Raw genomic sequence first — 18,941 nt, 5'->3', positions numbered from 1 at the left:
CATGACGAAGACGGAAAAGCGCGGACTTGGACGCGGGTTGTCGGCGCTGATGGCGGATGTGCACCTGGCGGGGCCGGATCAGATCCAGGCGCGGAAGGCGGAATTGCACCTGCCGGTGGACAAGCTGGAGCCCAATCCGCAGCAGCCGCGTCTGGATTTCAAGCAGGAGGAGCTTGAGAGCCTGGCTGATTCGATCCGGCAGAAGGGCGTGATCCAGCCGCTGATCGTGCGCCGGAAACCCGGCCGGGATGCCTATGAGATCGTGGCCGGCGAGCGGCGCTGGCGGGCGGCGCAGTTGGCGCAATTGCACGAAGTTCCCGTTGTGGTCCGGGACCTTAGCGATACCGAAGTGCTGGAAGTCGCGATCATCGAGAATATCCAGCGCGCCGACCTGAACGCCATCGAGGAGGCGCTGGGCTTCCGCCAGCTGATGACCCGATTCGGTCACACGCAGGAGAAACTGGCCGAGGCGCTGAGCCGGAGCCGCAGCCACGTGGCGAACCTTCTGCGTCTGCTGAGCCTGCCGCCCGAGGTGCAGGACATGGTGCGCGACGGGGCGCTTTCGGCGGGTCACGCGCGGGCGCTGATCGGGCATCCCAGGGCTGCGGAGCTTGCTGCGCAGATCGTCGCCAAAGGCCTGTCGGTGCGCGAGACCGAGCGGCTGGTCAAGGCGCAGGACGAAAAACCCGCTGCGGGCAAGACCCGGAGAAGCCCGGAAAAGGATGCCGACACCCGCGCGCTCGAGGCGGATCTTTCGGCCAATCTGAAGCTGCCGGTGCGGATCGACCATGCGGCGGGCGGCGAAAGCGGAGAGCTGACGATCCGCTATGCCTCGCTGGATGACCTCGACAGGTTGTGCCGGGTTCTTTCTCAGCTACCAGACGAAGATTGATCAGCCTGCGCTCTGCCGGTCCGCCAGCAGGGCGCGCAGGATGCCGTTCAGCATCATCACCCCGGTTTCGGTCGTGCGGATGAGGTCGCCCTCGCGGTGAAGCAGGCCGAGGTCGAGCATCTCGGTCAGCCGGGCCTCCGCCAAGGGCCTGCCCGAAAGCGCGGCGAAGCGGCCCAGGGAGGCGCCTTCCTTCAGCCGCAAGGCGAACATCAGATATTCGGTGGCGCGATCTTCGGGCGCCAACCGCGTGCTTGCTTCGGCAGAGCCGGGGCGGGCGAGGGTCCGGTCGAGCCATGCGGTCGGCATCCGCTCGGCCTCGGTCGCGAATCGGGTCGACTCAAGGGTGAGCCGGCCATGCGCGCCGGGGCCGATGCCGGCATAGTCGCCCATGCGCCAGTAGATCAGGTTGTGCCGCGATTCGTCGCCGGGCCGGGCATGATTCGACACCTCATAGGCCGGTCGCCCGGCCTGCGAGGTGATTTCCTGCGTCAGTTCGAACATGTCGGCGGACAGGTCTTCTTCGGGCAGGCCGCGCAGCAGGTTCTTGGCCTGCATCTGGCCGAAGACGGTGCCGTCCTCGATGGTCAGCTGGTAAAGCGAGAGATGCGAGGTCTCGAAGTCGAGGGCGCGGTTCAACTCGTCGCGCCAGGCGGCGAGGGACTGGTTCTGGCGGGCGTAGATCAGGTCGATCGAGACGCGCTGGAAGGTGGATTGCGCGATGGCGATGGCGGCCCTCGCCTCGTCGACCGAGTGCATCCGGCCGAGGCGTCGCAGATCCTCCGGGTCAAGCGATTGAATCCCGAGGGAAACCCGGTTGACTCCTGCCTTGGCGTAACCCTCGAATCGGGCGGCCTCGACCGAGCCGGGGTTCGCCTCCAGCGTGATCTCGACATCGTTCGCCAGGGTCCAGGTGGCGCGGACGCGGTCAAGGATGCCCTGGACGGTGCCGGCCTCCATCAGGGATGGGGTGCCGCCGCCGAAGAAGACGCTGTTCAGGATGCGGCCCTGGGTGAGGGCGCCGATGCGGTCGATCTCGGCCTCGAACGCGGTCAGCCAGCGCGATTGGTCCACCCGCGCCGCGACATGGCTGTTGAAGTCGCAGTAGGGGCATTTCGACTGGCAGAAGGGCCAGTGGAGATAGAGGCCGAAGCCGGCATGGCGCCAATCTTCGTAAATCGGGGCCTCCATCAGGGGAACAGCGCCGCGACCAGCCTGGCGAAGGCGTCGGCGCGGTGGGAGAGGCGGTTCTTCTCCCAGCGGTCCATCTCGCCGAAGGTCTGGGCATGGCCGTCGGGCAGGAAGATCGGATCGAAGCCGTGGCCCTGCTCGCCGCGGCCGGGCCAGACCAGGCGGCCGGGGGATTTTCCTTCAAAGACAAGGTCCTGACCATCGGGAGAGGCAAGGACCAGCGTGCAGCAGAACTGCGCCCTGCGCGGTTCGGGGGCGTGGATCGCCTCCAGCTCGCGCCAGACACGGTCCATCCCGACCCGGAAGTCGCGGCCTTTCGATGTGGTGGCCCAGTCGGCGGTGAAGACCCCCGGCGCGCCGCCTAGCGCATCCACGGCAAGCCCCGAATCATCGGCCAGCGCCACGAGGCCCGAGGCTTTCGCCGCCGCATGGGCCTTGAGGCGCGCATTGCCGACGAATGTGGTCTCGGTCTCCTCGGGCTCGGGCAGGCCAAGCTCTCCGGCACCGACGACGGTCACGCCGTAGGGGGCCAGAAGATCGGCGATCTCTTCCAGCTTGCCACGATTGTGCGTGGCGACCAGCAGGCGATCCCCGCGTTTCAGCATCAGACCCCCAGCGCCGTCCGTTGCGCCGCAACCAGCGCGGCATTGCCCTGCCGGGCAAGGTCGAGAAGGCCCAGAAGCTCCTCCTGGCTGAAGGCGGACCCCTCGGCCGACATCTGCACCTCGATCAGCTTGCCTGCGCCGGTCATCACGAAGTTGCCATCGGTTCCGGCAGCCGAATCCTCGATATAGTCGAGGTCCAGCACCGGCTGGCCGGCGTAGATGCCGCAGGACACGGCGGAAACGTGATCCATGATCGGGTCGCTGCTGATCACGCCCGAGGCGAGAAGCCTGTTCACCGCCAGCCGCAGCGCGACCCAGCCGCCGGTGATCGAGGCGCAGCGGGTGCCGCCATCGGCCTGGATCACGTCGCAGTCCACGACGATCTGCCGCTCGCCCAGGGCCTGACGGTCGACTCCGGCGCGCAGAGATCGTCCGATAAGCCTTTGGATTTCTTGAGTTCTTCCGGATTGCTTGCCAGCCGCCGCCTCACGCCGGGTGCGCGAATTGGTGGCGCGGGGCAGCATTCCGTATTCCGCCGTCACCCAGCCCTGTCCGGTGTTCTTCAGGAAGGGGGGCGCCTTGTCCTCGATGGTGGCCGAGCACAGGACATGCGTCTCTCCCATCTTGATCAGGCACGAGCCTTCGGCATGTTTCATCACGCCGGTTTCGATTGAAACCGCCCGAAGATCGCTTAATTTCCTGCCTGACGGACGCATTGCCGGACCTTTCACTGGGATGCGGCCACATACGCAACCAGAGGCCAGGGATGCAACCCCGATTGCCAGGACGATGAGCACGCCGAAAGCCATGCTTTCCGACATGAACGACCGCACGCGCGAGGTGTTTCGCCGGGTGGTCGAGGGCTATCTGACCTCGGGCGAGCCGGTGGGTTCGCGCACGCTGACGCGCAGCCTGTCCGAGAAGGTCTCGGCCGCGACGGTGCGGAATGTGATGCAGGATCTGGAATATCTGGGCCTTCTGGACAGCCCGCATGTCTCGGCCGGGCGGATCCCGACGCAGATGGGGCTGCGGATGTTCGTCGACAGCCTCTTGGAGGTGGGAACCGTCGCGCATGAGGATCAGGAGCGGATCGACGCCACGCTCGGAACCAACGACCAGGACGTGGCCAGCCTGCTGGACGAGGTGGGGGCGGCCCTGTCGGTGATCACCCGGGGCGCAAGCGTGGTGCTGGCCCCGAAGCGCGAGGCGGCGATCCGGCACATCGAGTTCGTCAGCCTGGCCGCCGACCGGGCGCTCGTGGTGCTGGTCTTCGCCGATGGTCAGGTCGAGAACCGGGTTTTCGTGCCACCGCCGGGTCAGACTCCCGCCTCGATGCGCGAGGCCGCGAATTTCCTGAACGCGCTGGCCGAGGGGCGCACGCTCTCGGAACTGCGCGCCAACATGACGCGCGAGATCGCCCATCGGCGGCAAGAGATCGACTCGCTGGCCCGCGATCTGGTGGAAAGCGGGCTGGCGCTTTGGGAAAACGCCGGCGAAGCCTCGGAGCGGCTGATCGTGCGCGGCCGGTCGAACCTGATCGACAGCGTCTCGGACCAGACCGAGATCGAGCGCATCCGGGTGCTGTTCGACGACCTCGAGCGCAAGCGGGACATCGCCGAATTCCTGAACCTGACCGAGGCGGGCGAAGGTGTGCGCATTTTTATCGGATCGGAGAACAAGCTTTTCTCACTTTCCGGTTCAAGTCTGGTTGTTTCTCCCTATATGAACGCTGATCGAAAGATCATCGGCGCGGTGGGCGTCATCGGTCCGACCCGGCTGAACTATGGCCGGATCGTCCCGATCGTCGATTACACCGCCCAGCTGGTGGGCCGCCTGGTTTCGGACCGCGGCAAGGGCTGACAGAAGGGTGTGACGGATGTCGCAGGAAGAAACCACCTCGTCGCAGGTGGAGCTGGAAGAGTTTGAAACCCAGGACGCCGGTGAGCTGGAGGCCCTTCGGGCCGAGCGCGACGAGCTGCGCGACAAGTTCATGCGCGTCCTCGCGGATGCCGAGAATTCGCGCAAGCGGGCCGAGCGTGACCGGAAGGAAGCCGAGATGTATGGCGGCACGCGGCTGGCCCGCGACCTGCTGCCGGTCTACGACAACCTGAACCGGGCGCTGCAGGCGATCCCCGACGACAGCCGCCAGGCTTCGGGCGCGCTGATCGAGGGGGTGGAGCTGACCCTGCGCGAGCTGACCAATGTGATGGGCAAGCACGGCATCACCAAGGTTTCTCCGGCGGCGGGCGACCAGTTCGATCCCCAGCTGCACGAGGCGATGTTCGAGGCGCCGCTGCCCGGCACCAAGGCGGGCCAGATCATCCAGGTCCTGACCGAAGGCTTCCTGCTGCACGACCGGCTGCTGCGTCCGGCGCAGGTGGGGGTTTCCTCGACTCCGGGTTGACGCGCGGGCTTTCCCCTCCGGCGGTGCCCTTGTAGTCTCCGCCGGATCTTGGGGGACCGAAGTGAGCGACGACACCGTCACGCCGATGATGGCGCAATATCTGGAGATCAGGGCGCAGAATCCCGGCGCCCTCCTGTTCTACCGGATGGGCGATTTCTACGAGATGTTCTTCGACGACGCGGTGGCTGCGGCCGCCGCGCTGGACATCGCCCTGACCAAGCGCGGATTTCATCTGGGCGAACCGATCGCCATGTGCGGCGTGCCGGTCCATGCCGCCGAGGGCTATCTGCTGACGCTGATCCGCAAGGGCTTTCGCGTCGCCATCGCCGAACAGCTGGAGGACCCGGCCGAGGCGAAGAAGCGCGGCTCCAAATCGGTGGTCAAGCGCGATGTGGTGCGCCTCGTCACCCCCGGCACGCTGACCGAGGATTCGCTGCTCGAGGCGCGACGGCACAACTTCCTTGCCGCCTTCGCCGAGGTGCGCGAGACCGGCGCGCTGGCCTGGGCCGACATTTCCACCGGCGAGTTCCGGGTGATGCCCTCCAGCCTCGTGCGGCTTGGCCCCGATCTGGCGCGCATCGCCCCGCGTGAGCTTCTCATGAACGAAGCGCGCGAGCGCGAGACGGCGGATGTCGTGGCTGACTCCGGCGTCGCCATCACGCCGCTGTCGCGCGGCAGTTTCGATTCCACCAATGCCGACAAGCGGTTGTGCGAGATGTTCGGCGTCGCCTCGCTGGACGCCTTCGGCAGTTTCGACCGGGCCGAGGTTTCGGCCATGGGCGCGCTGGTGGATTACCTGCACTTGACCCAGCGCGGCCGGATGCCGCTCCTCCGCCCCCCGGTGCGCGAGGCTTTGGGCGGCACGATGCAGATCGACGCCGCGACCCGCCGCAATCTCGAGGTGACGCAGGCGCTGTCGGGCGGGCGTGAGGGTTCGCTTCTGTCCGCCATCGACCGGACGGTCACCGCCGGCGGCGCGCGGCTGCTGGAGCGGCGGCTCTCCTCGCCCTCGCTGGACCTCGGCGTGATCCACGCCCGGCAGGCGGCCTTGGGCTTCCTGCTGGAGGCGCCCGCCCTCCGCGACCGTCTGCGCGAAAGCCTGCGGCGCGTGCCGGACATGGACCGCGCCCTGTCCCGGCTGGCGCTGGACCGCGACGGCCCACGCGACATGGCCGCGATCCGCGCCGGGCTTGGGCAGGCTGGCGTGATTGCCGGGATGCTTATCGATGCGCCGCCGCTGCTCGCCGAGGCGGCGCGGGCGCTGGTCGGCCATGACGCGCTGGTGGACCTCCTGACGCGCGCGCTGGTGGCCGAACCGCCGCTTCTGACGCGGGACGGGGGCTATATCGCGCCCGGCTACGACGCGGAACTGGACGAGACCCGCGCGCTGCGGGACGAGGGGCGCGGCGTGATCGGCCGGATGCAGGCGGATTACGTCGAGCGAACCGGCGTCGCCAGCCTGAAGATCAAGCACAACAACGTGCTGGGCTATTTCATCGAGACGACGACGACCCACGAAGACCGGATGCGCGCGATGCCCGAGCTCTTCATCCACCGCCAGACCACGGCGGGGCAGGTGCGCTTCACCACACTGGCCCTTTCCGAGCTGGAAACCCGCATCCTGAACGCCGGGAACCACGCGCTCGAGATCGAAAAGCGGCATTACGTGGCGCTGAAGGCCGGGATCCTGGATGCCTCGGCCGCCATCGCCCAGGCTGCGCGGGCGCTGGCCGAGATCGACCTCGCCGCCGGTTTCGCCGACCTTTCGGCCGAGGAGAACTGGTGCGAGCCGGTGGTGGACGACTCCCGCGCCTTCCTGATCACCGGCGGGCGGCATCCGGTGGTGGAGCGGGCGCTGAAGCACGGCGGGACGCCCTTCGTCGCTAACGACTGCGCGCTGACCGATCAGGGGACGCCCGCGATCTGGCTCTTGACCGGGCCGAATATGGCCGGGAAATCCACCTTCCTGCGCCAGAACGCGCTGATTGCCCTGCTGGCGCAGGCGGGTAGCCATGTCCCGGCGGCCGAAGCCCGGATCGGGCTGGTCAGCCAGCTTTTCAGCCGGGTCGGCGCCTCGGACGATCTGGCGCGCGGCCGGTCGACCTTCATGGTCGAGATGGTCGAGACCGCCGCAATCCTGAACCAGGCCGACGACCGCGCGCTGGTGATCCTGGACGAAATCGGGCGCGGCACCGCGACCTATGACGGCCTCTCCATCGCCTGGGCCACCCTGGAGCATCTGCACGAGGTCAACCGCTGCCGCGCGCTTTTCGCCACGCATTACCACGAGATGACGGCGCTGGCGGGCAAGTTGCCGGGGGTGAAGAACGCCACCGTCACGGTGAAGGAATGGGAAGGCGAGGTGATCTTCCTGCACGAGGTCCGCGAAGGTGCCGCCGACCGCAGCTATGGCGTGCAGGTCGCCCGGCTGGCCGGCCTGCCGCACAGCGTGATCGAACGGGCCAAGGTCGTGCTGGACACGCTGGAGAAGGGCGACCGCGAGGGCGGCAAGCAGGCCACCCTGATCGACGACCTGCCGCTGTTCCGCGCCGCTCCGGTTGCTCCACCGCCCAGGGTGGTGAAGGCGTCGGAAGTGGAGGACCGGCTGAAAGCGGTCCACCCCGACGAGTTGACGCCCATCGAGGCGCTGAAGCTGGTCTACGACCTCAAGCGGCTGGCCGATCAGAGCACATAGCGCGAGATGTCGGCCGACCGCGCCAGCGCGCCGATGTTGGTCTCGACAAACCCGGCATCCACGGTGACGGACTGGCCGGAACGGTCGGGGGCGTGAAAGGACAGCTCCTCGAACACCCGCTCCATCACCGTGTAAAGCCGCCGCGCGCCGATGTTTTCGACCGAGCGGTTCACCTCGGCGGCGATCCGGGCCAGGGCGGCGATGCCGTCGGGGGTGAAGGTCACCGTGACCTCCTCGGTCTCCATCAGCGCGGTGTATTGCCGGGTCAGAGCATTGTCGGTCTCGGTCAGGATGCGGACGAAGTCCTCCTCGGTCAAAGGTGCGAGTTCCACCCGGATCGGCAGCCGGCCCTGCAACTCGGGCAGCAGGTCCGAGGGTTTGGCGATATGGAAGGCGCCCGAGGCGATGAACAGGATATGGTCGGTCTTCACCGGCCCATGCTTGGTGGAAACCGTCGTCCCCTCGATCAGCGGCAGCAGGTCGCGCTGCACGCCTTCACGTGAAACATCCGCCCCGCGTGCGTCCGACCGGGCGCATATCTTGTCGATCTCGTCCAGAAAGACGATCCCGTTCTCCTGCACCGCCTCCAGCGCCGCCGTGCGCACCGCTTCGTCGTCCAGAAGCTTGTCGGCCTCCTGTCCGATCAGCACGTCATAGCTTTGCGCCACCGTCATCCGCTTGCGCGAGGTCCGGCCGCCGAAGGCCTTGAACAGGTCCTGCAAGCCCTGCATCTGCTGCTCCATCCCCGGCATGCCAAAGCCCATCGGCATCGGCGCGGAGTCGGCGACGTCGATCTCGATCATCGTGCCGTCCAGCTCGCCGCGCTTCAGCTTCGCCCGGAACATCTCGCGCGTCTGCTCGCGGGCGTCCTTGCCGGCCAGCGCCTCGATCACCCGGTCCTCGGCCGCCTTGTGGGCACGGGCCTTCACCTCCTCGCGCATCGCGGCGCGGGTGTCGTTGATCGCCACGTCGACAAGATCGCGGACGATTGAATCGACGTCGCGGCCGACATAGCCGACCTCGGTGAACTTGGTCGCCTCGACCTTCAGGAAGGGCGCTTTCGCCAGCTTGGCAAGGCGGCGGCTGATCTCGGTCTTGCCGACGCCGGTCGGGCCGATCATCAGGATGTTCTTCGGATAGACCTCGTCCCGCAGGTCGTCGGCCAGCCGCTTGCGGCGCCAGCGGTTGCGCAGGGCGACGGCCACGGCGCGCTTGGCGTCGCGCTGGCCGATGATGAAGCGGTCAAGCTCGGAGACGATCTCGCGCGGGGTCAGGTCGGTCATTCGGTCGATCCATATGGGGGAAGGCTGGACTTGCCGGGAAAGTCGGGCAGGGCGCGCATCACCACGGCGCGCAACTGCACCCACCAGGTGCCGATGGCGGTGATGAACGCCCCCAGAAGGAGCAGGACGAAGATCCAGCTGGTCCCGCCGCCTTCGCCCATCACCCAGCCGATCACGATGGCGATATAGGCGATGGCGGCGGTCAGGAAGCTGCGGCGGTCGATCACCAGCGCAAGCAGCGTGACCAGCGCCAGCGCGATCGCCAGAAACCCGATCCCGCCGCCGTTCAGCAGGGTCATGGCGACCGTGTTCACCAGCGCCGGGGCCGCGAGGAGGTGGCACCAGAAGGCCGTCGCCGAATGGCGGCCGAGGCGGTGCGGGTCGCGGGTGTCGAACCACATGCCCACCAGAAAGGCTCCGATCCCGAAGACCAGCGTCGCCGTGGCGAAGGCCGGACTTTCGCCAAGGTCGAACAGCGCGCGATATCCACCCGCGCCGACCAGCCCGACCAGGTTCGAGGCCGAGGCGGTCAGGGAATAGACCGCGCCCAGGATCGCTCCGCCGGCCAGGAAGGCCGAGAAGGGCAGCCGGAAATGCCGGTACCACAGGATCATCGCCGCAGCGGAAAGCGAGAATCCCGCGATGGCGATGGCCCGGTCGTCAAAGCCGGAGCGGGCCAGCAGGCTGAAGGCGAAGATCACGATCCCGGTGCCATAGGCCGTCGCCAGCACCATCGAAGGCAGGGTCATCCGCCGCCTCAGGGTGAAATACCCGGCCCACCACCAGGCAATCCCGGCGGTGGCCAAAGGCACCAGCGTCAGCAGGGCAAAGCCGCCGAACACGGTCAGCAGGGCGGCCACGCCGGACAGCAGGATCACCAGCCCGATCGAGATGAAGATCTCCGAAAATCCCCGGAAGAACTCGAAGGGCTCGTCCTCGGCCGGCAGGGCGGCGCGGCGGCCCTGGCGGTTGTTGGCCAGGGCCGTGAGCGATGCCGCCTGCGCCTCGGTCAGGATCCCGGCGGCGACGGCGGCGCGGAGGTCCTCTGGCGTCATTTGCGGATCGTCTCCACGGTCAGGTTGCCGTTGGTATAGACGCAGATGTCGGCCGCGATCGCCATGGCCTGGCGGGCAATGGCCTCGGCGGGCAGGTCGGTGGACATCAGGCCCCGCGCGGCCGCCAGCGCGAAATTCCCGCCCGAGCCGATGGCGGCGACGTCATGCTCCGGCTCCAGCACGTCGCCGGCGCCGGTGATCACGAACAGGTCCGCCCCGTCGGTGACGATCAGCATGGCTTCCAGGTTGCGCAGGTACTTGTCCATCCGCCAATCCTTCGCCAGATCGACGCAGGCGCGGGCCAGCTGGCCGGGCGCGGCCTCCAGCTTCTTTTCCAGCCGGTCCAGCAGGGTGAACGCATCGGCGGTTGATCCGGCAAAGCCGCAGACGACCGCATGGCCGCCGGGATTCAGGCGGCGCACCTTGCGCGCGGTGCCCTTGATCACGGTCTGGCCAAGCGAGACCTGGCCGTCCCCCGCCACCACCACCTCGCCGCCGCGCCGGACCGCAAGGATCGTGGTGCCGTGCCAGCCGGGAAATCTGTCGTCTGCCATCCGGGCCTCCGTTTTGCCCTATATGGCCGGGGCGGAGGGTCTTCTCAAGTCAGGCAAAGCAAAACGCCCGCGCCTTGGCGGGCGCGGGCGTTCTGGAACCTTGTTCCTGGCCTCAGCGGCGCAGGCCCAGACGGGTGATGAGCGTGGAATACCGCGACTCATCGTTTTTCTTCAGGTAGTCCAGCAGCTTGCGGCGCTGGGCGACCAGCATCAGCAGGCCGCGACGCGAGTGGTTGTCGTTCTTGTGGCCCTTGAAATGCTCGGTCAGGGTGGCAATCCGCGAGGACAGGATCGCAACCTGCACTTCCGGCGAGCCGGTGTCGCCTTCCTTGGTCGCGTATTCCTTGATCAGGCGGGCTTTTTCTTCAACGGTGATCGACATCGTGGTCTCCTGTGTCTGAAGGTCATGGCGCAAGCCGGGATGTCGTCCAGCAGGGCCCTTGGAGGCTCCGCCACCAGGCGGATGCGCGCGTATAGGCGGATTCGCTGCGGAAGGAAAGCCCGATCGCCGGGGGGTGGCGGTAACTCCCGGTTAAGGGACTGCGGAGATTCCGGGCGGCGGTGCGTATCGGCAGGCTGCGATTCGTGATATGACTGATCCCGGGTTTTTGTCGTATCGCCAGAGAGTTAGCCGGAAAATTGGTTAACGCGGGCGCGGCGACACTGTGTCGGAGTGGTGTGGTGTTGACGATACTGGGTGTTCTGGGTGTCCTCGCGGCGGGGGTGATCGCCGATGCAGCCTTGTCCGGCCGTCCGCCGGAGGAGGACGGCGATCCCGCCGATCTTCCCGAAGACCCGGACGAGCCGGCCTTCGACCTGTTCGAGGAGATGGATCCCCACTCCGACGACCTGCCCCGCGAGGCGGAGGCGGGGCGCCAGCTTCACGGCAGCGCGCGCGGAGAGGTGCTCTCCGGCGGCGCCGGCGACGACCGGATCGAGGCCGGGGATGGCGCCGACCTGATCGACGGGCGCGACGGCGACGACTGGATCGACGCGGGGTCCGGCGACGATGCGGGCTGGGGCGGCGGCGGTGACGACCGGCTCCAGGGCGGCGAGGGGCATGACAGCCTGACCGGGCAGGCGGGCCATGACACGATCCTTGGCGGCGCCGGCGACGATTCGATCCTGGGCGATCTGGGCGAGGATTCGCTCTCGGGGGATGCCGGGAACGATACTGTTCTGGGCGGGGCGGGCGATGACACGCAGTCGGGCGGCGCCGGCGACGACTGGCTGGCCAGCGGCGATGGCGACGACCGGCTGGCCGGCGGCGACGGCGTGGACATCCTGGACGGCGGCAGCGGCAATGACTGGCTGTCGGGGTTTGACGGCGATGCCGATGACCTCGACGAGGATTTCCTGAACGGCGGCGCGGGGGACGACAGCATCTTCCTTGGCGCGGGCGACCATGCCACGGGGGGCGAGGGCGAGGATGTCTTCCTGCTGGCCGGGACCGGGCCGGACGGCGAACTGGCCGAAATCGCGGATTACAACGCCCTGCAGGATCAGCTGGTGGTGATGTATGACGCCGCCCAGCACCCGGATCCCGTGCTTGGCATCAAGACTTCGCCGGATGCCACGCAAAGCACGATCCTGCTGAACGGCAAGGCGGTCGCGCTGGTCCGGGGCAGCGCCCTCGATGCCGATGACGTGCGCCTGGTCGCCTTCCCGACCTAACGCGGCCAGCTTTGGGGCTGGCGGTCGTAGGCGATATACAGCGGATGGGTCGGCTGGCCCCGGCCGGTAAGGCCCAGATGGTGCAACTCGGCCCCCGCCTCGCGCAGCATGGCCTCGACCCTTGGGCCCCGGTTCAGGTGCAGCCCGTGATTGCCCCAGGCGCAGACCACCGTATCCGCCCAGTCCAGGCTGTTCAGGATCGCCCGGTCGTTCTCGGCGCCCACCGGATCGGGGACCGCGCGCATCGCCCTGGGGTCGGTGGCACGCCAGGCGAAGATGTTGGTCACCCGGAAGGCGCCAAAGCCCAGCGTCCGCGCCCGCCGCTCGCAGCGTTCGACGGTGGGGTCGTTCTGCACCTCGGTCGCGGTCGAGGGGTTCAGCATCACGAACAGCGCGCGCGGCCCCGGACCCCAGCTGCGGGTCAGCAGGAAGCGATAGTTCTCGCAGTCGGAATAGACCGCTTCGGACTCTGCGTCGCCCTTGGTGAACCGCCGGGTGATCATCCGATCCCCTCCTTGCCAGCCTTCGTGTCGCACCGATACATAGTCGCCGCACCCGGGGACACAAGCGGATCGCCTTGCATCGCGGGGGCTTCGCCATTAGCAGAGAGGCCGGTTTTACCGGGAGACGGACGATGGACGGGATCGACACGCTCAAGGCCAGATACCTTGCCGCCGTGGCCAATGCGGCGGACGAGGCCGGGTTGGAAGAGGTCCGCGTCGGCGCCCTGGGCAAGAAGGGCGAGATTTCCGGATTGATGGCCGGTCTTGGCAAGATGGAGCCCGAGGCGCGCAAGGCCGCCGGGGCCAGCCTGAACGCGCTGAAGGACGAGATCGACGCCGCGCTGCGCGCCCGCAAAGTCGCGCTGGGCGACGCCGCGCTGGACGAGCGGCTGAAGACGGAATGGCTGGACGTGACCCTGCCGGGCCGGCCGCGCCCGCGCGGGACGATCCATCCGGTGTCGCAGGTCATGGAGGAGCTGACGGCGATCTTCGCCGACATGGGCTTCTCGGTCGCCGAGGGGCCGCAGGTGGAGAGCGACTGGTACAATTTCGACGCGCTGAACATCCCGCCGGAACACCCCGCGCGGCAGGAGCATGACACCTTCTTCATGCACCGGGCTGAGGGCGACAACCGCCCGCCGCATGTACTGCGCACCCATACCTCGCCGGTGCAGATCCGCGCGATGATGGACCAGGGCGCGCCGATCAGGGTGATCGCGCCGGGGCGGGTCTACCGGATGGACATGGACCAGACCCATACCCCGATGTTCCACCAGGTCGAAGGCATGGCCATCGACCGCAACATCTCGATGGCGAACCTGAAGTGGACCCTGGAAGAGTTCTGCCGCGCCTTCTTCGAGGTGGACAAGGTGGAACTGCGCTTCCGCGCCAGCCATTTCCCCTTCACCGAACCCTCGGCCGAGGTCGACATCCGCTATTCCAACGTCGGCGGCCAGCTGAAGATCGGCGAGGGCGACAAGTGGATGGAGATCCTCGGCTCGGGGATGATGCACCCCAAGGTGCTGGCGGCGGGCGGGATCGATCCTGACCAATGGCAGGGCTTCGCCTTCGGCATGGGGATCGACCGGATCGCGATGCTGAAATACGGCATCCCCGACCTGCGCGCCTTCTTCGAGGCCGACCTGCGCTGGCTGCGGCACTACGGCTTTTCCGCGCTGGACGTGCCGGATCTGGCGGGCGGGCTCTCGGCCTGAATGGAGGACGAGGATCTTTCCGCCCGCAAGCACCACGCCGCGCATGATCCGGCGTTCCCGGCGCGGCGGGAAGAGGCCCATGCCCGCATCGTCGCGGCGCTGGACGGGGCGCTGCGGCCCTTTGGCTATGTCCTGAGGGGCAGCACCTGGAGCCGATCTTCCCCGCACGGAAAGTCCGCCGTCCATCTGCAACGCAATCGCTATGGCTGGGAGGTGCAGATCCTCCTGCGCTTCGTCACGCCCGAGGGAGAGCCGCCGGCGGAATGGGACGAGGACGAGATGACGATGGAGCGTTTCGGCGGCGGCGGCGGCGAGGATCCGGGGCGGCTGGCCTTCCTGGACGTGCTGGAGAAGCCCGCGTATCTGTCGCGCACGATCGACATCCTCACCCTTGAGGCGCTGCCCTGGCTGGACCGCCTGCACGACTGAGCGCCGCCGCGGCCGCCTGCCCGGCCCAGCGCCCCGTCGCCCAGCAGGCGGTGAGAAGATACCCGCCCGTCGGGGCCTCCCAGTCCAGCATCTCGCCGGCGACGAAGCAGCCGGGCAGGGCCTTCAGCTCCAGGTCCTGCGTCACCGACCCCCATTCCACGCCCCCCGCGACCGAGATCGCCTCGTCCAGCGGCCGGGGGCCCTGCAGCGGGATCGGCAGGTGCTTGAGATGGGCCAAGGGCTCGGCGCGGGAGAATTCCATCACCAGCGCGGCCTGCGTGCGGTCCAGGCCCAGCTTGCGCAGGCGGTTCATCGTGCTTTCGCCGGACCGCATCCCTGCGAGGCGGCGGTCGATCTCCGTTTGCGACAGGCCGGGCAAGAGGTCGAGCGCCAGCGTCGCGCCCTCGCGCAGCGGACGGCTGAGCGCATAGATCCCGCCGCCTTCCACGCCTCTCGCCGACAGGACGAACTCTCCGCGATGCTCCTCGAGCACTTCGTGCACTCGTCGCCGGCCGTCGCGAGGAGTGCACGAAGTGCTCGAGGAGCAGGCCATCAGGGTGACGCCCTTCACCGGATGGCCGAAGAAAGGCGTCATCTTCGGCGACCAGTCCACCCGGAAACCCATGTTCGCGGGCTTCCATTCCGCGACGGCGACCCCTTTTCCTCGCAGCCAGGGGACCCAGGCGGCATCCGAGCCGAGGCGCTGCCAGCTTGCCCCGCCCAGGGCGAGGACCGTCACGCCGGGGCGCAGCGTCTGCGGCCCGTCCGGGGTGTCGAAGCGGTAGCCCCCGCCGTCGAACCCGGTCCAGCGCCAGCGGGTGCGGATCTCGACGCCCTGCGCCGCAAGGCGCTGCACCCAGGCGCGAAGCAGGGGAGAGGCCTTCATCGCCACCGGAAAGACCCGGCCCGACGATCCGGTGAACACCTCCTGCCCCAGGGCGCGGCACCAGTCCTGCACTTCGCCGGGGCCGAACCCGGCCAGGATCGGGCGGAGTTCCGGGGCGTCGTAGCGGGTGACGAAGCTGGCGAAAGGCTCGTCCTTGGTGACGTTCAGCCCCGACTTCCCGGCCATCAGGAACTTGCGCCCGATCGAGGGCCTGGCCTCGCAGACCAGGACCCCGATCCCGGCACGGGCCAGTTCCTCGGCCGCCATCAACCCGGCGGGACCGGCGCCGATGACCAGGACCTCGGGCATCGCCGCGACCTACTTCCGGTTATGGGCGATGCGCCCGATGGTGTTCAGCAGGATCTGCGCCGCAAGGATCGCGGTCATGCCGGAGTGGTCGTAGTCGGGCGCCACTTCCACCAGGTCGATGCCGATGATGTTGCCCTGTTTCGTCAACCCGTCGATCAGCTCCAGCACCTCGTAATACAGGAAACCGCCATGCGAGGGTGTCCCGGTGCCGGGCGCGATCGAGGGATCGAAGCCGTCGATGTCCAGCGTCAGGTAGTAGTCGACGCCCTTGGGGATGCGGGCCAGCGTCGCCTCGACCCCCAGCTTGCGCATCTGGCGGACGGAGAGGATGTCGTCGCCCATCCTGCGCGCGGCATCGTAGCCGTCCTTGGCGGTGGAGGAGACGTTGCGAATGCCCAGCGCGGTGATGCCCTTGACGTGGTCCTGTTCGGCGGCCCGGCGCATCGGGTTGCCGTGGCCGTGGCGGACGCCGTGCCGCACGTCGACGAAGTCGAGATGCGCGTCGATCTGGACGATATGCAGCGGGCGGCCGGTGAAGGCGCGGATGCAGGGGATGTTGATGGAATGGTCGCCGCCGAGGACCACGGGGACGGCCCCGGCGGCGAGGATGGCGCGGACGCCGGTCTCGATGTTGGCGTGGCTGGTTTCGGTATCGGTGTGGACGATGTCGGCGTCGCCGATATCCAGGATGCGGACGCCCTCCAGATAGGTCACGTCGTCCTCGTGGTCATAGGCCCCGGCGTGGCCGAAGGAGAACAGGGTCGAGGCCTCACGGATCGAGCGCGGGCCAAAGCGTGCGCCCGCGCGGAACTGGGTGCCGAAGTCGAAGGGCGCGCCGAGGATGGCGAAGTCGGCGTCGATCTTCGACCAGTCGGGCTGGTAGGGGTTCTTGCCGAAGGTCGAGATGCCCACGAAGGGCAGGTTCAGGCGGCCGCTTCCGTATCCGTTGCTCATGCTGGTTCCCCGTTGCTCATGCGTTTCAGGGCGGCAACATGCCCCGGATCGGCCGCAAGTGCATGCTCGGCCAGCGACATTGCCATGTCGGTCAGGGACTCGGGCGGGACGACGCGGTCGATCAGCCCCCAGGCCAGCGCCTCCTCGGCCGCGATCCTCTGCCCGGCCAGAAGGATCATCTTGGCGCGGGCCGGGCCGACCAGCGCCGCCAGCCGGATCGGGTCCGAGGGCTGCGGCCGGTAGCCAAGCCGCATGACAGGGTAGAAGAACTGGGCCGGGGGGACCGCGATCCGCAGGTCGCAGGCCAGCGCCACGCCCATCGCGCCGCCCGCCAGCGTGCCGTTCAGCGCGGCGATGCTCAGGCCGGGGAAGCGGGCGATGGCTCCCGAGGCCGCCTCCCATGCCGGCGACAGGCCAAGGCCGGCCTGCATCTCCTCCAGGTCCGCTCCGGCGGAAAAGACCTTGCCCTCGCCGGTCAGGATCAGGACTCGCGCCGTCTCCGCTGCCCCCGCTGCGGCTTGGGCTATGTCGCGCAGCATCGCCCCGGTCAGGGCATTGGCCTTCTCGGGCCGGCAAAGCCTGATCGTGCAAGCGCCGCCCATCTGTTCCACCCTGATCATCCATCCCTCCGGCTTTCCCGACCCGCGCCCGGAATCCCTTGACGCCTCGGGGATCAGATTGAAAGGTTGAACGACGCGATTTCAACCCGAAAGGCCGGTTCCATGTCCCGCGCTGTCCGTTCCACGGCCCTGGCATTCGTGCTGGCCCCCGCCGCCGCACTGGCCGACGTGACGCCGGCCGAGGTCTGGGAAAGCTGGCAGGCGATGGCGACCGCGGCCGGGCAAGAGCTGACGGTCGGCGGCACGGCGCAGGAGGGCGACCGGCTGGAGGTGACCGATCTCGTCCTGACCCACAAGGACCCGCTGGCCGGAACCGCCTCGGCCACCTTCGACAGGCTGGTGTTCACGGGCAATGGCGACGGCACGGTGACGGTGACTCTGCCGGACAGCTATCCGCTGGCCATGGCCTTCCCCGAGCGGGTGGACGGGCCGGGCTCGCTGAAGCTGACGATCAGCCAGCCGGGCATGGCGATCATCGCGGGCGGCAGCGCGAGCGAGACCAGCTATGACTTCACCGCGCCGAAGGTCACGGTGACGCTGGACGAGGTGACGGACGAGACCGGCAAGGTCCTGGACACGACGGCCGAGATGGTCGTGACCGAGGCGACGGGGCATTATCTGGTGACCCGGGACGGCGACCGGACCGCGCTGGACGCCAGCTTTGCCGCCAGAGACCTGGCGCTGGACATCGCGGGCAAGGACCCCGAAACCGGCTCGGACGGCAGGGTCGCGGTCACGCTGGCCGATATCGGCGGCGCGACGAAGGGCAATCTGCTGAACGCCGATCTGATGGCGAACCTCGCCGTGGCGCTGAACGGCGGCTTCAGCGTCGACACCAGCCTGTCCTTCGGCGCGGCCAGCCTGGACTTCGACCTGACCGAGGCGGCCGGCCCGACGAAGATGGCCGCCCGTGCCGCCGGCGGCAGTCTTGTCCTGGCGTTGGACAAGAGCCGGATGAACTACGGCACCTCGCTCTCCGGGGCCAGGTTCACGCTGTCGTCGCACGACCTTCCCTTCCCGCAGGTCGAGATGGCCTTTGCCGAAAGCGGGTTCAATCTCGTGATGCCGGTCAGCAAGTCCGACAGGCCGCAGGACTTCGCCTTCCTCACCCGCCTGGTCGATTTCACCATCTCGGAGGAGCTCTGGGACCTGTTCGACCCCGGCGCCCGTCTCTCGCGCGAACCGGCCAGTTTCGTGCTGGACACGAAGGGCACCGGCCTCTGGACCAGGGACATCATGGATCCCGCGGTCGATCTGGACGCGCCGACCCCACCGGGCGAGCTGCATTCTCTGGAGCTGACAGAGCTTCTGACCAAGGGCGCGGGGGCCGAGGTTTCGGCCACCGGCGGGGTCACCTTCGACAACACCGACCTTGTGACCTTCGACGGCGTGCCGCGCCCGGATGGCAAGTTCAACGTGAAGATCAGGGGCGTGCACAAGCTGGTCGAGAATCTGATCGCCCTGGGGTTGCTGGGCGAGGACGAGGCGACGGGCTTCCGCATGGGGCTGGCGATGTTCGCCCGTCCCGCCGGGCCGGACGAGCTGGTTTCCGAGATCGAATTCCGCGATGGCGGCGTCTTCGCCAACGGGATGCAGCTTCTCTGACCCCTGCGCGGATAGCCCGGCCTTGCAGCGGGGGGCGGGCAGGGCTACCTCATGGCGGGAGACCCAACGGA

At 68.1% G+C, this 18,941-nt stretch carries 19 protein-coding genes; 8 read left to right on the top strand and 11 right to left on the bottom strand.

Annotated elements, in window-relative coordinates; all coding sequences use genetic code 11:
* Window position 1 precedes the first annotated feature (1 nt).
* The gene (locus I7S92_RS09900; protein WP_197643464.1) at window positions 2–892 is read left to right on the top strand and encodes a ParB/RepB/Spo0J family partition protein; all 891 of its coding nucleotides are present in this window, start codon (window positions 2–4) and stop codon (window positions 890–892) included.
* Here the strand turns inward: I7S92_RS09900 and hemW are convergent, their stop codons facing one another.
* The 3 genes from hemW to rph are packed head-to-tail and all read right to left on the bottom strand — an operon-like array spanning window position 893 to window position 3,401.
* Window positions 893–2,080, bottom strand: coding sequence for a radical SAM family heme chaperone HemW (gene hemW, locus I7S92_RS09895; protein ID WP_197643462.1), 1,188 nt, complete (start codon window positions 2,078–2,080; stop codon window positions 893–895).
* Window positions 2,080–2,685 (bottom strand): RdgB/HAM1 family non-canonical purine NTP pyrophosphatase, encoded by a 606-nt coding sequence (gene rdgB, locus I7S92_RS09890; protein WP_197643460.1) that lies wholly within the window; start codon window positions 2,683–2,685, stop codon window positions 2,080–2,082. The genes hemW and rdgB overlap by 1 nt, the downstream gene beginning before the upstream one ends.
* Window positions 2,685–3,401: a ribonuclease PH gene (gene rph, locus I7S92_RS09885; protein WP_197643457.1), complete on the bottom strand. Its 717-nt coding sequence runs from the start codon at window positions 3,399–3,401 to the stop codon at window positions 2,685–2,687. The genes rdgB and rph overlap by 1 nt, the downstream gene beginning before the upstream one ends.
* A 73-nt stretch (window positions 3,402–3,474) precedes the next feature.
* Here rph and hrcA point away from each other — a divergent pair, with 73 nt between their 5' ends.
* From hrcA to mutS, 3 genes are all read left to right on the top strand, one after another.
* A complete protein-coding gene (gene hrcA / locus I7S92_RS09880; protein ID WP_197643455.1) occupies window positions 3,475–4,545 on the top strand; it encodes a heat-inducible transcriptional repressor HrcA in 1,071 nt (356 codons plus the stop codon).
* 16 nt (window positions 4,546–4,561) lie between these two features.
* Window positions 4,562–5,089, top strand: coding sequence for a nucleotide exchange factor GrpE (locus I7S92_RS09875; RefSeq protein ID WP_197643453.1), 528 nt, complete (start codon window positions 4,562–4,564; stop codon window positions 5,087–5,089).
* Window positions 5,090–5,150: 61 nt separating this feature from the next.
* Window positions 5,151–7,784, top strand: coding sequence for a DNA mismatch repair protein MutS (gene mutS, locus I7S92_RS09870; RefSeq protein ID WP_354001320.1), 2,634 nt, complete (start codon window positions 5,151–5,153; stop codon window positions 7,782–7,784).
* On the opposite strand, the gene hslU is transcribed toward mutS, so the two are convergent.
* From hslU to rpsO, 4 genes are all read right to left on the bottom strand, one after another.
* Entirely contained in the window at window positions 7,772–9,067 is a 1,296-nt protein-coding gene (gene hslU, locus I7S92_RS09865; protein ID WP_197643451.1) for an ATP-dependent protease ATPase subunit HslU, read from the bottom strand. The two genes, mutS and hslU, sit on opposite strands and share 13 nt — an antisense overlap.
* Window positions 9,064–10,122, bottom strand: a complete 1,059-nt coding sequence (locus I7S92_RS09860; RefSeq protein WP_242070143.1) for a hypothetical protein — start codon at window positions 10,120–10,122, stop codon at window positions 9,064–9,066. The genes hslU and I7S92_RS09860 overlap by 4 nt, the downstream gene beginning before the upstream one ends.
* Entirely contained in the window at window positions 10,119–10,676 is a 558-nt protein-coding gene (gene hslV / locus I7S92_RS09855) for an ATP-dependent protease subunit HslV (RefSeq protein ID WP_197643449.1), read from the bottom strand. Before hslV ends, I7S92_RS09860 begins: the two co-directional genes overlap by 4 nt.
* Before the next feature lie 112 nt (window positions 10,677–10,788).
* Complete coding sequence (gene rpsO / locus I7S92_RS09850; RefSeq protein ID WP_197643447.1) at window positions 10,789–11,058, bottom strand: 30S ribosomal protein S15; 270 nt, start codon at window positions 11,056–11,058, stop codon at window positions 10,789–10,791.
* Window positions 11,059–11,357: 299 nt separating this feature from the next.
* Between rpsO and I7S92_RS09845 the strand changes: the two genes are divergently transcribed.
* Window positions 11,358–12,350: a calcium-binding protein gene (locus I7S92_RS09845; RefSeq protein ID WP_197643445.1), complete on the top strand. Its 993-nt coding sequence runs from the start codon at window positions 11,358–11,360 to the stop codon at window positions 12,348–12,350.
* On the opposite strand, the gene I7S92_RS09840 is transcribed toward I7S92_RS09845, so the two are convergent.
* Window positions 12,347–12,853: a DUF1643 domain-containing protein gene (locus I7S92_RS09840; protein WP_197643443.1), complete on the bottom strand. Its 507-nt coding sequence runs from the start codon at window positions 12,851–12,853 to the stop codon at window positions 12,347–12,349. The genes I7S92_RS09845 and I7S92_RS09840 overlap by 4 nt on opposite strands.
* A gap of 140 nt (window positions 12,854–12,993) precedes the next feature.
* Here I7S92_RS09840 and pheS point away from each other — a divergent pair, with 140 nt between their 5' ends.
* Both pheS and I7S92_RS09830 read left to right on the top strand, forming a co-directional pair.
* A complete protein-coding gene (gene pheS / locus I7S92_RS09835; protein ID WP_197643672.1) occupies window positions 12,994–14,067 on the top strand; it encodes a phenylalanine--tRNA ligase subunit alpha in 1,074 nt (357 codons plus the stop codon).
* Window positions 14,068–14,496, top strand: a complete 429-nt coding sequence (locus tag I7S92_RS09830) for a hypothetical protein (protein ID WP_197643441.1) — start codon at window positions 14,068–14,070, stop codon at window positions 14,494–14,496.
* Here I7S92_RS09830 and I7S92_RS09825 read toward each other — a convergent pair.
* From I7S92_RS09825 to I7S92_RS09815, 3 genes are read right to left on the bottom strand one after another with little or no spacing between them, the layout of a single operon-like run.
* Complete coding sequence (locus tag I7S92_RS09825) at window positions 14,453–15,691, bottom strand: TIGR03862 family flavoprotein (protein WP_197643439.1); 1,239 nt, start codon at window positions 15,689–15,691, stop codon at window positions 14,453–14,455. The two genes, I7S92_RS09830 and I7S92_RS09825, sit on opposite strands and share 44 nt — an antisense overlap.
* Before the next feature lie 9 nt (window positions 15,692–15,700).
* Complete coding sequence (speB, locus tag I7S92_RS09820; protein ID WP_197643437.1) at window positions 15,701–16,645, bottom strand: agmatinase; 945 nt, start codon at window positions 16,643–16,645, stop codon at window positions 15,701–15,703.
* A complete protein-coding gene (locus I7S92_RS09815) occupies window positions 16,642–17,265 on the bottom strand; it encodes an enoyl-CoA hydratase/isomerase family protein (protein WP_197643435.1) in 624 nt (207 codons plus the stop codon). The genes speB and I7S92_RS09815 overlap by 4 nt, the downstream gene beginning before the upstream one ends.
* A 102-nt stretch (window positions 17,266–17,367) precedes the next feature.
* Between I7S92_RS09815 and I7S92_RS09810 the strand changes: the two genes are divergently transcribed.
* Window positions 17,368–18,870 (top strand): DUF2125 domain-containing protein, encoded by a 1,503-nt coding sequence (locus I7S92_RS09810; RefSeq protein ID WP_197643433.1) that lies wholly within the window; start codon window positions 17,368–17,370, stop codon window positions 18,868–18,870.
* Window positions 18,871–18,941: the final 71 nt, after the last annotated feature.

The organism is Tabrizicola soli (genome assembly GCF_015999335.1).
Lineage (GTDB): Bacteria > Pseudomonadota > Alphaproteobacteria > Rhodobacterales > Rhodobacteraceae > Tabrizicola > Tabrizicola soli.
Note: the sequence above shows the minus strand (reverse complement) of the source record. Positions and strands in the feature narration are given on the sequence as shown.

Bases quoted from the DNA above. Each gene is read 5' to 3' on its own strand.
- rdgB (WP_197643460.1), bottom strand. From the start codon at position 2,685: ATGCTGAAACGCGGGGATCGCCTGCTGGTCGCCACGCACAATCGTGGC.
- rpsO (WP_197643447.1), bottom strand. From the start codon at position 11,058: ATGTCGATCACCGTTGAAGAAAAAGCCCGCCTGATCAAGGAATACGCG.
- I7S92_RS09810 (WP_197643433.1), top strand. From the start codon at position 17,368: ATGTCCCGCGCTGTCCGTTCCACGGCCCTGGCATTCGTGCTGGCCCCC.
- I7S92_RS09900 (WP_197643464.1), top strand. From the start codon at position 2: ATGACGAAGACGGAAAAGCGCGGACTTGGACGCGGGTTGTCGGCGCTG.
- I7S92_RS09875 (WP_197643453.1), top strand. From the start codon at position 4,562: ATGTCGCAGGAAGAAACCACCTCGTCGCAGGTGGAGCTGGAAGAGTTT.
- I7S92_RS09815 (WP_197643435.1), bottom strand. From the start codon at position 17,265: ATGATCAGGGTGGAACAGATGGGCGGCGCTTGCACGATCAGGCTTTGC.
- I7S92_RS09825 (WP_197643439.1), bottom strand. From the start codon at position 15,691: ATGCCCGAGGTCCTGGTCATCGGCGCCGGTCCCGCCGGGTTGATGGCG.
- hslV (WP_197643449.1), bottom strand. From the start codon at position 10,676: ATGGCAGACGACAGATTTCCCGGCTGGCACGGCACCACGATCCTTGCG.
- speB (WP_197643437.1), bottom strand. From the start codon at position 16,645: ATGAGCAACGGATACGGAAGCGGCCGCCTGAACCTGCCCTTCGTGGGC.
- hrcA (WP_197643455.1), top strand. From the start codon at position 3,475: ATGAGCACGCCGAAAGCCATGCTTTCCGACATGAACGACCGCACGCGC.
- I7S92_RS09840 (WP_197643443.1), bottom strand. From the start codon at position 12,853: ATGATCACCCGGCGGTTCACCAAGGGCGACGCAGAGTCCGAAGCGGTC.
- I7S92_RS09830 (WP_197643441.1), top strand. From the start codon at position 14,068: ATGGAGGACGAGGATCTTTCCGCCCGCAAGCACCACGCCGCGCATGAT.
- rph (WP_197643457.1), bottom strand. From the start codon at position 3,401: ATGCGTCCGTCAGGCAGGAAATTAAGCGATCTTCGGGCGGTTTCAATC.
- hslU (WP_197643451.1), bottom strand. From the start codon at position 9,067: ATGACCGACCTGACCCCGCGCGAGATCGTCTCCGAGCTTGACCGCTTC.
- I7S92_RS09860 (WP_242070143.1), bottom strand. From the start codon at position 10,122: ATGACGCCAGAGGACCTCCGCGCCGCCGTCGCCGCCGGGATCCTGACC.
- hemW (WP_197643462.1), bottom strand. From the start codon at position 2,080: ATGGAGGCCCCGATTTACGAAGATTGGCGCCATGCCGGCTTCGGCCTC.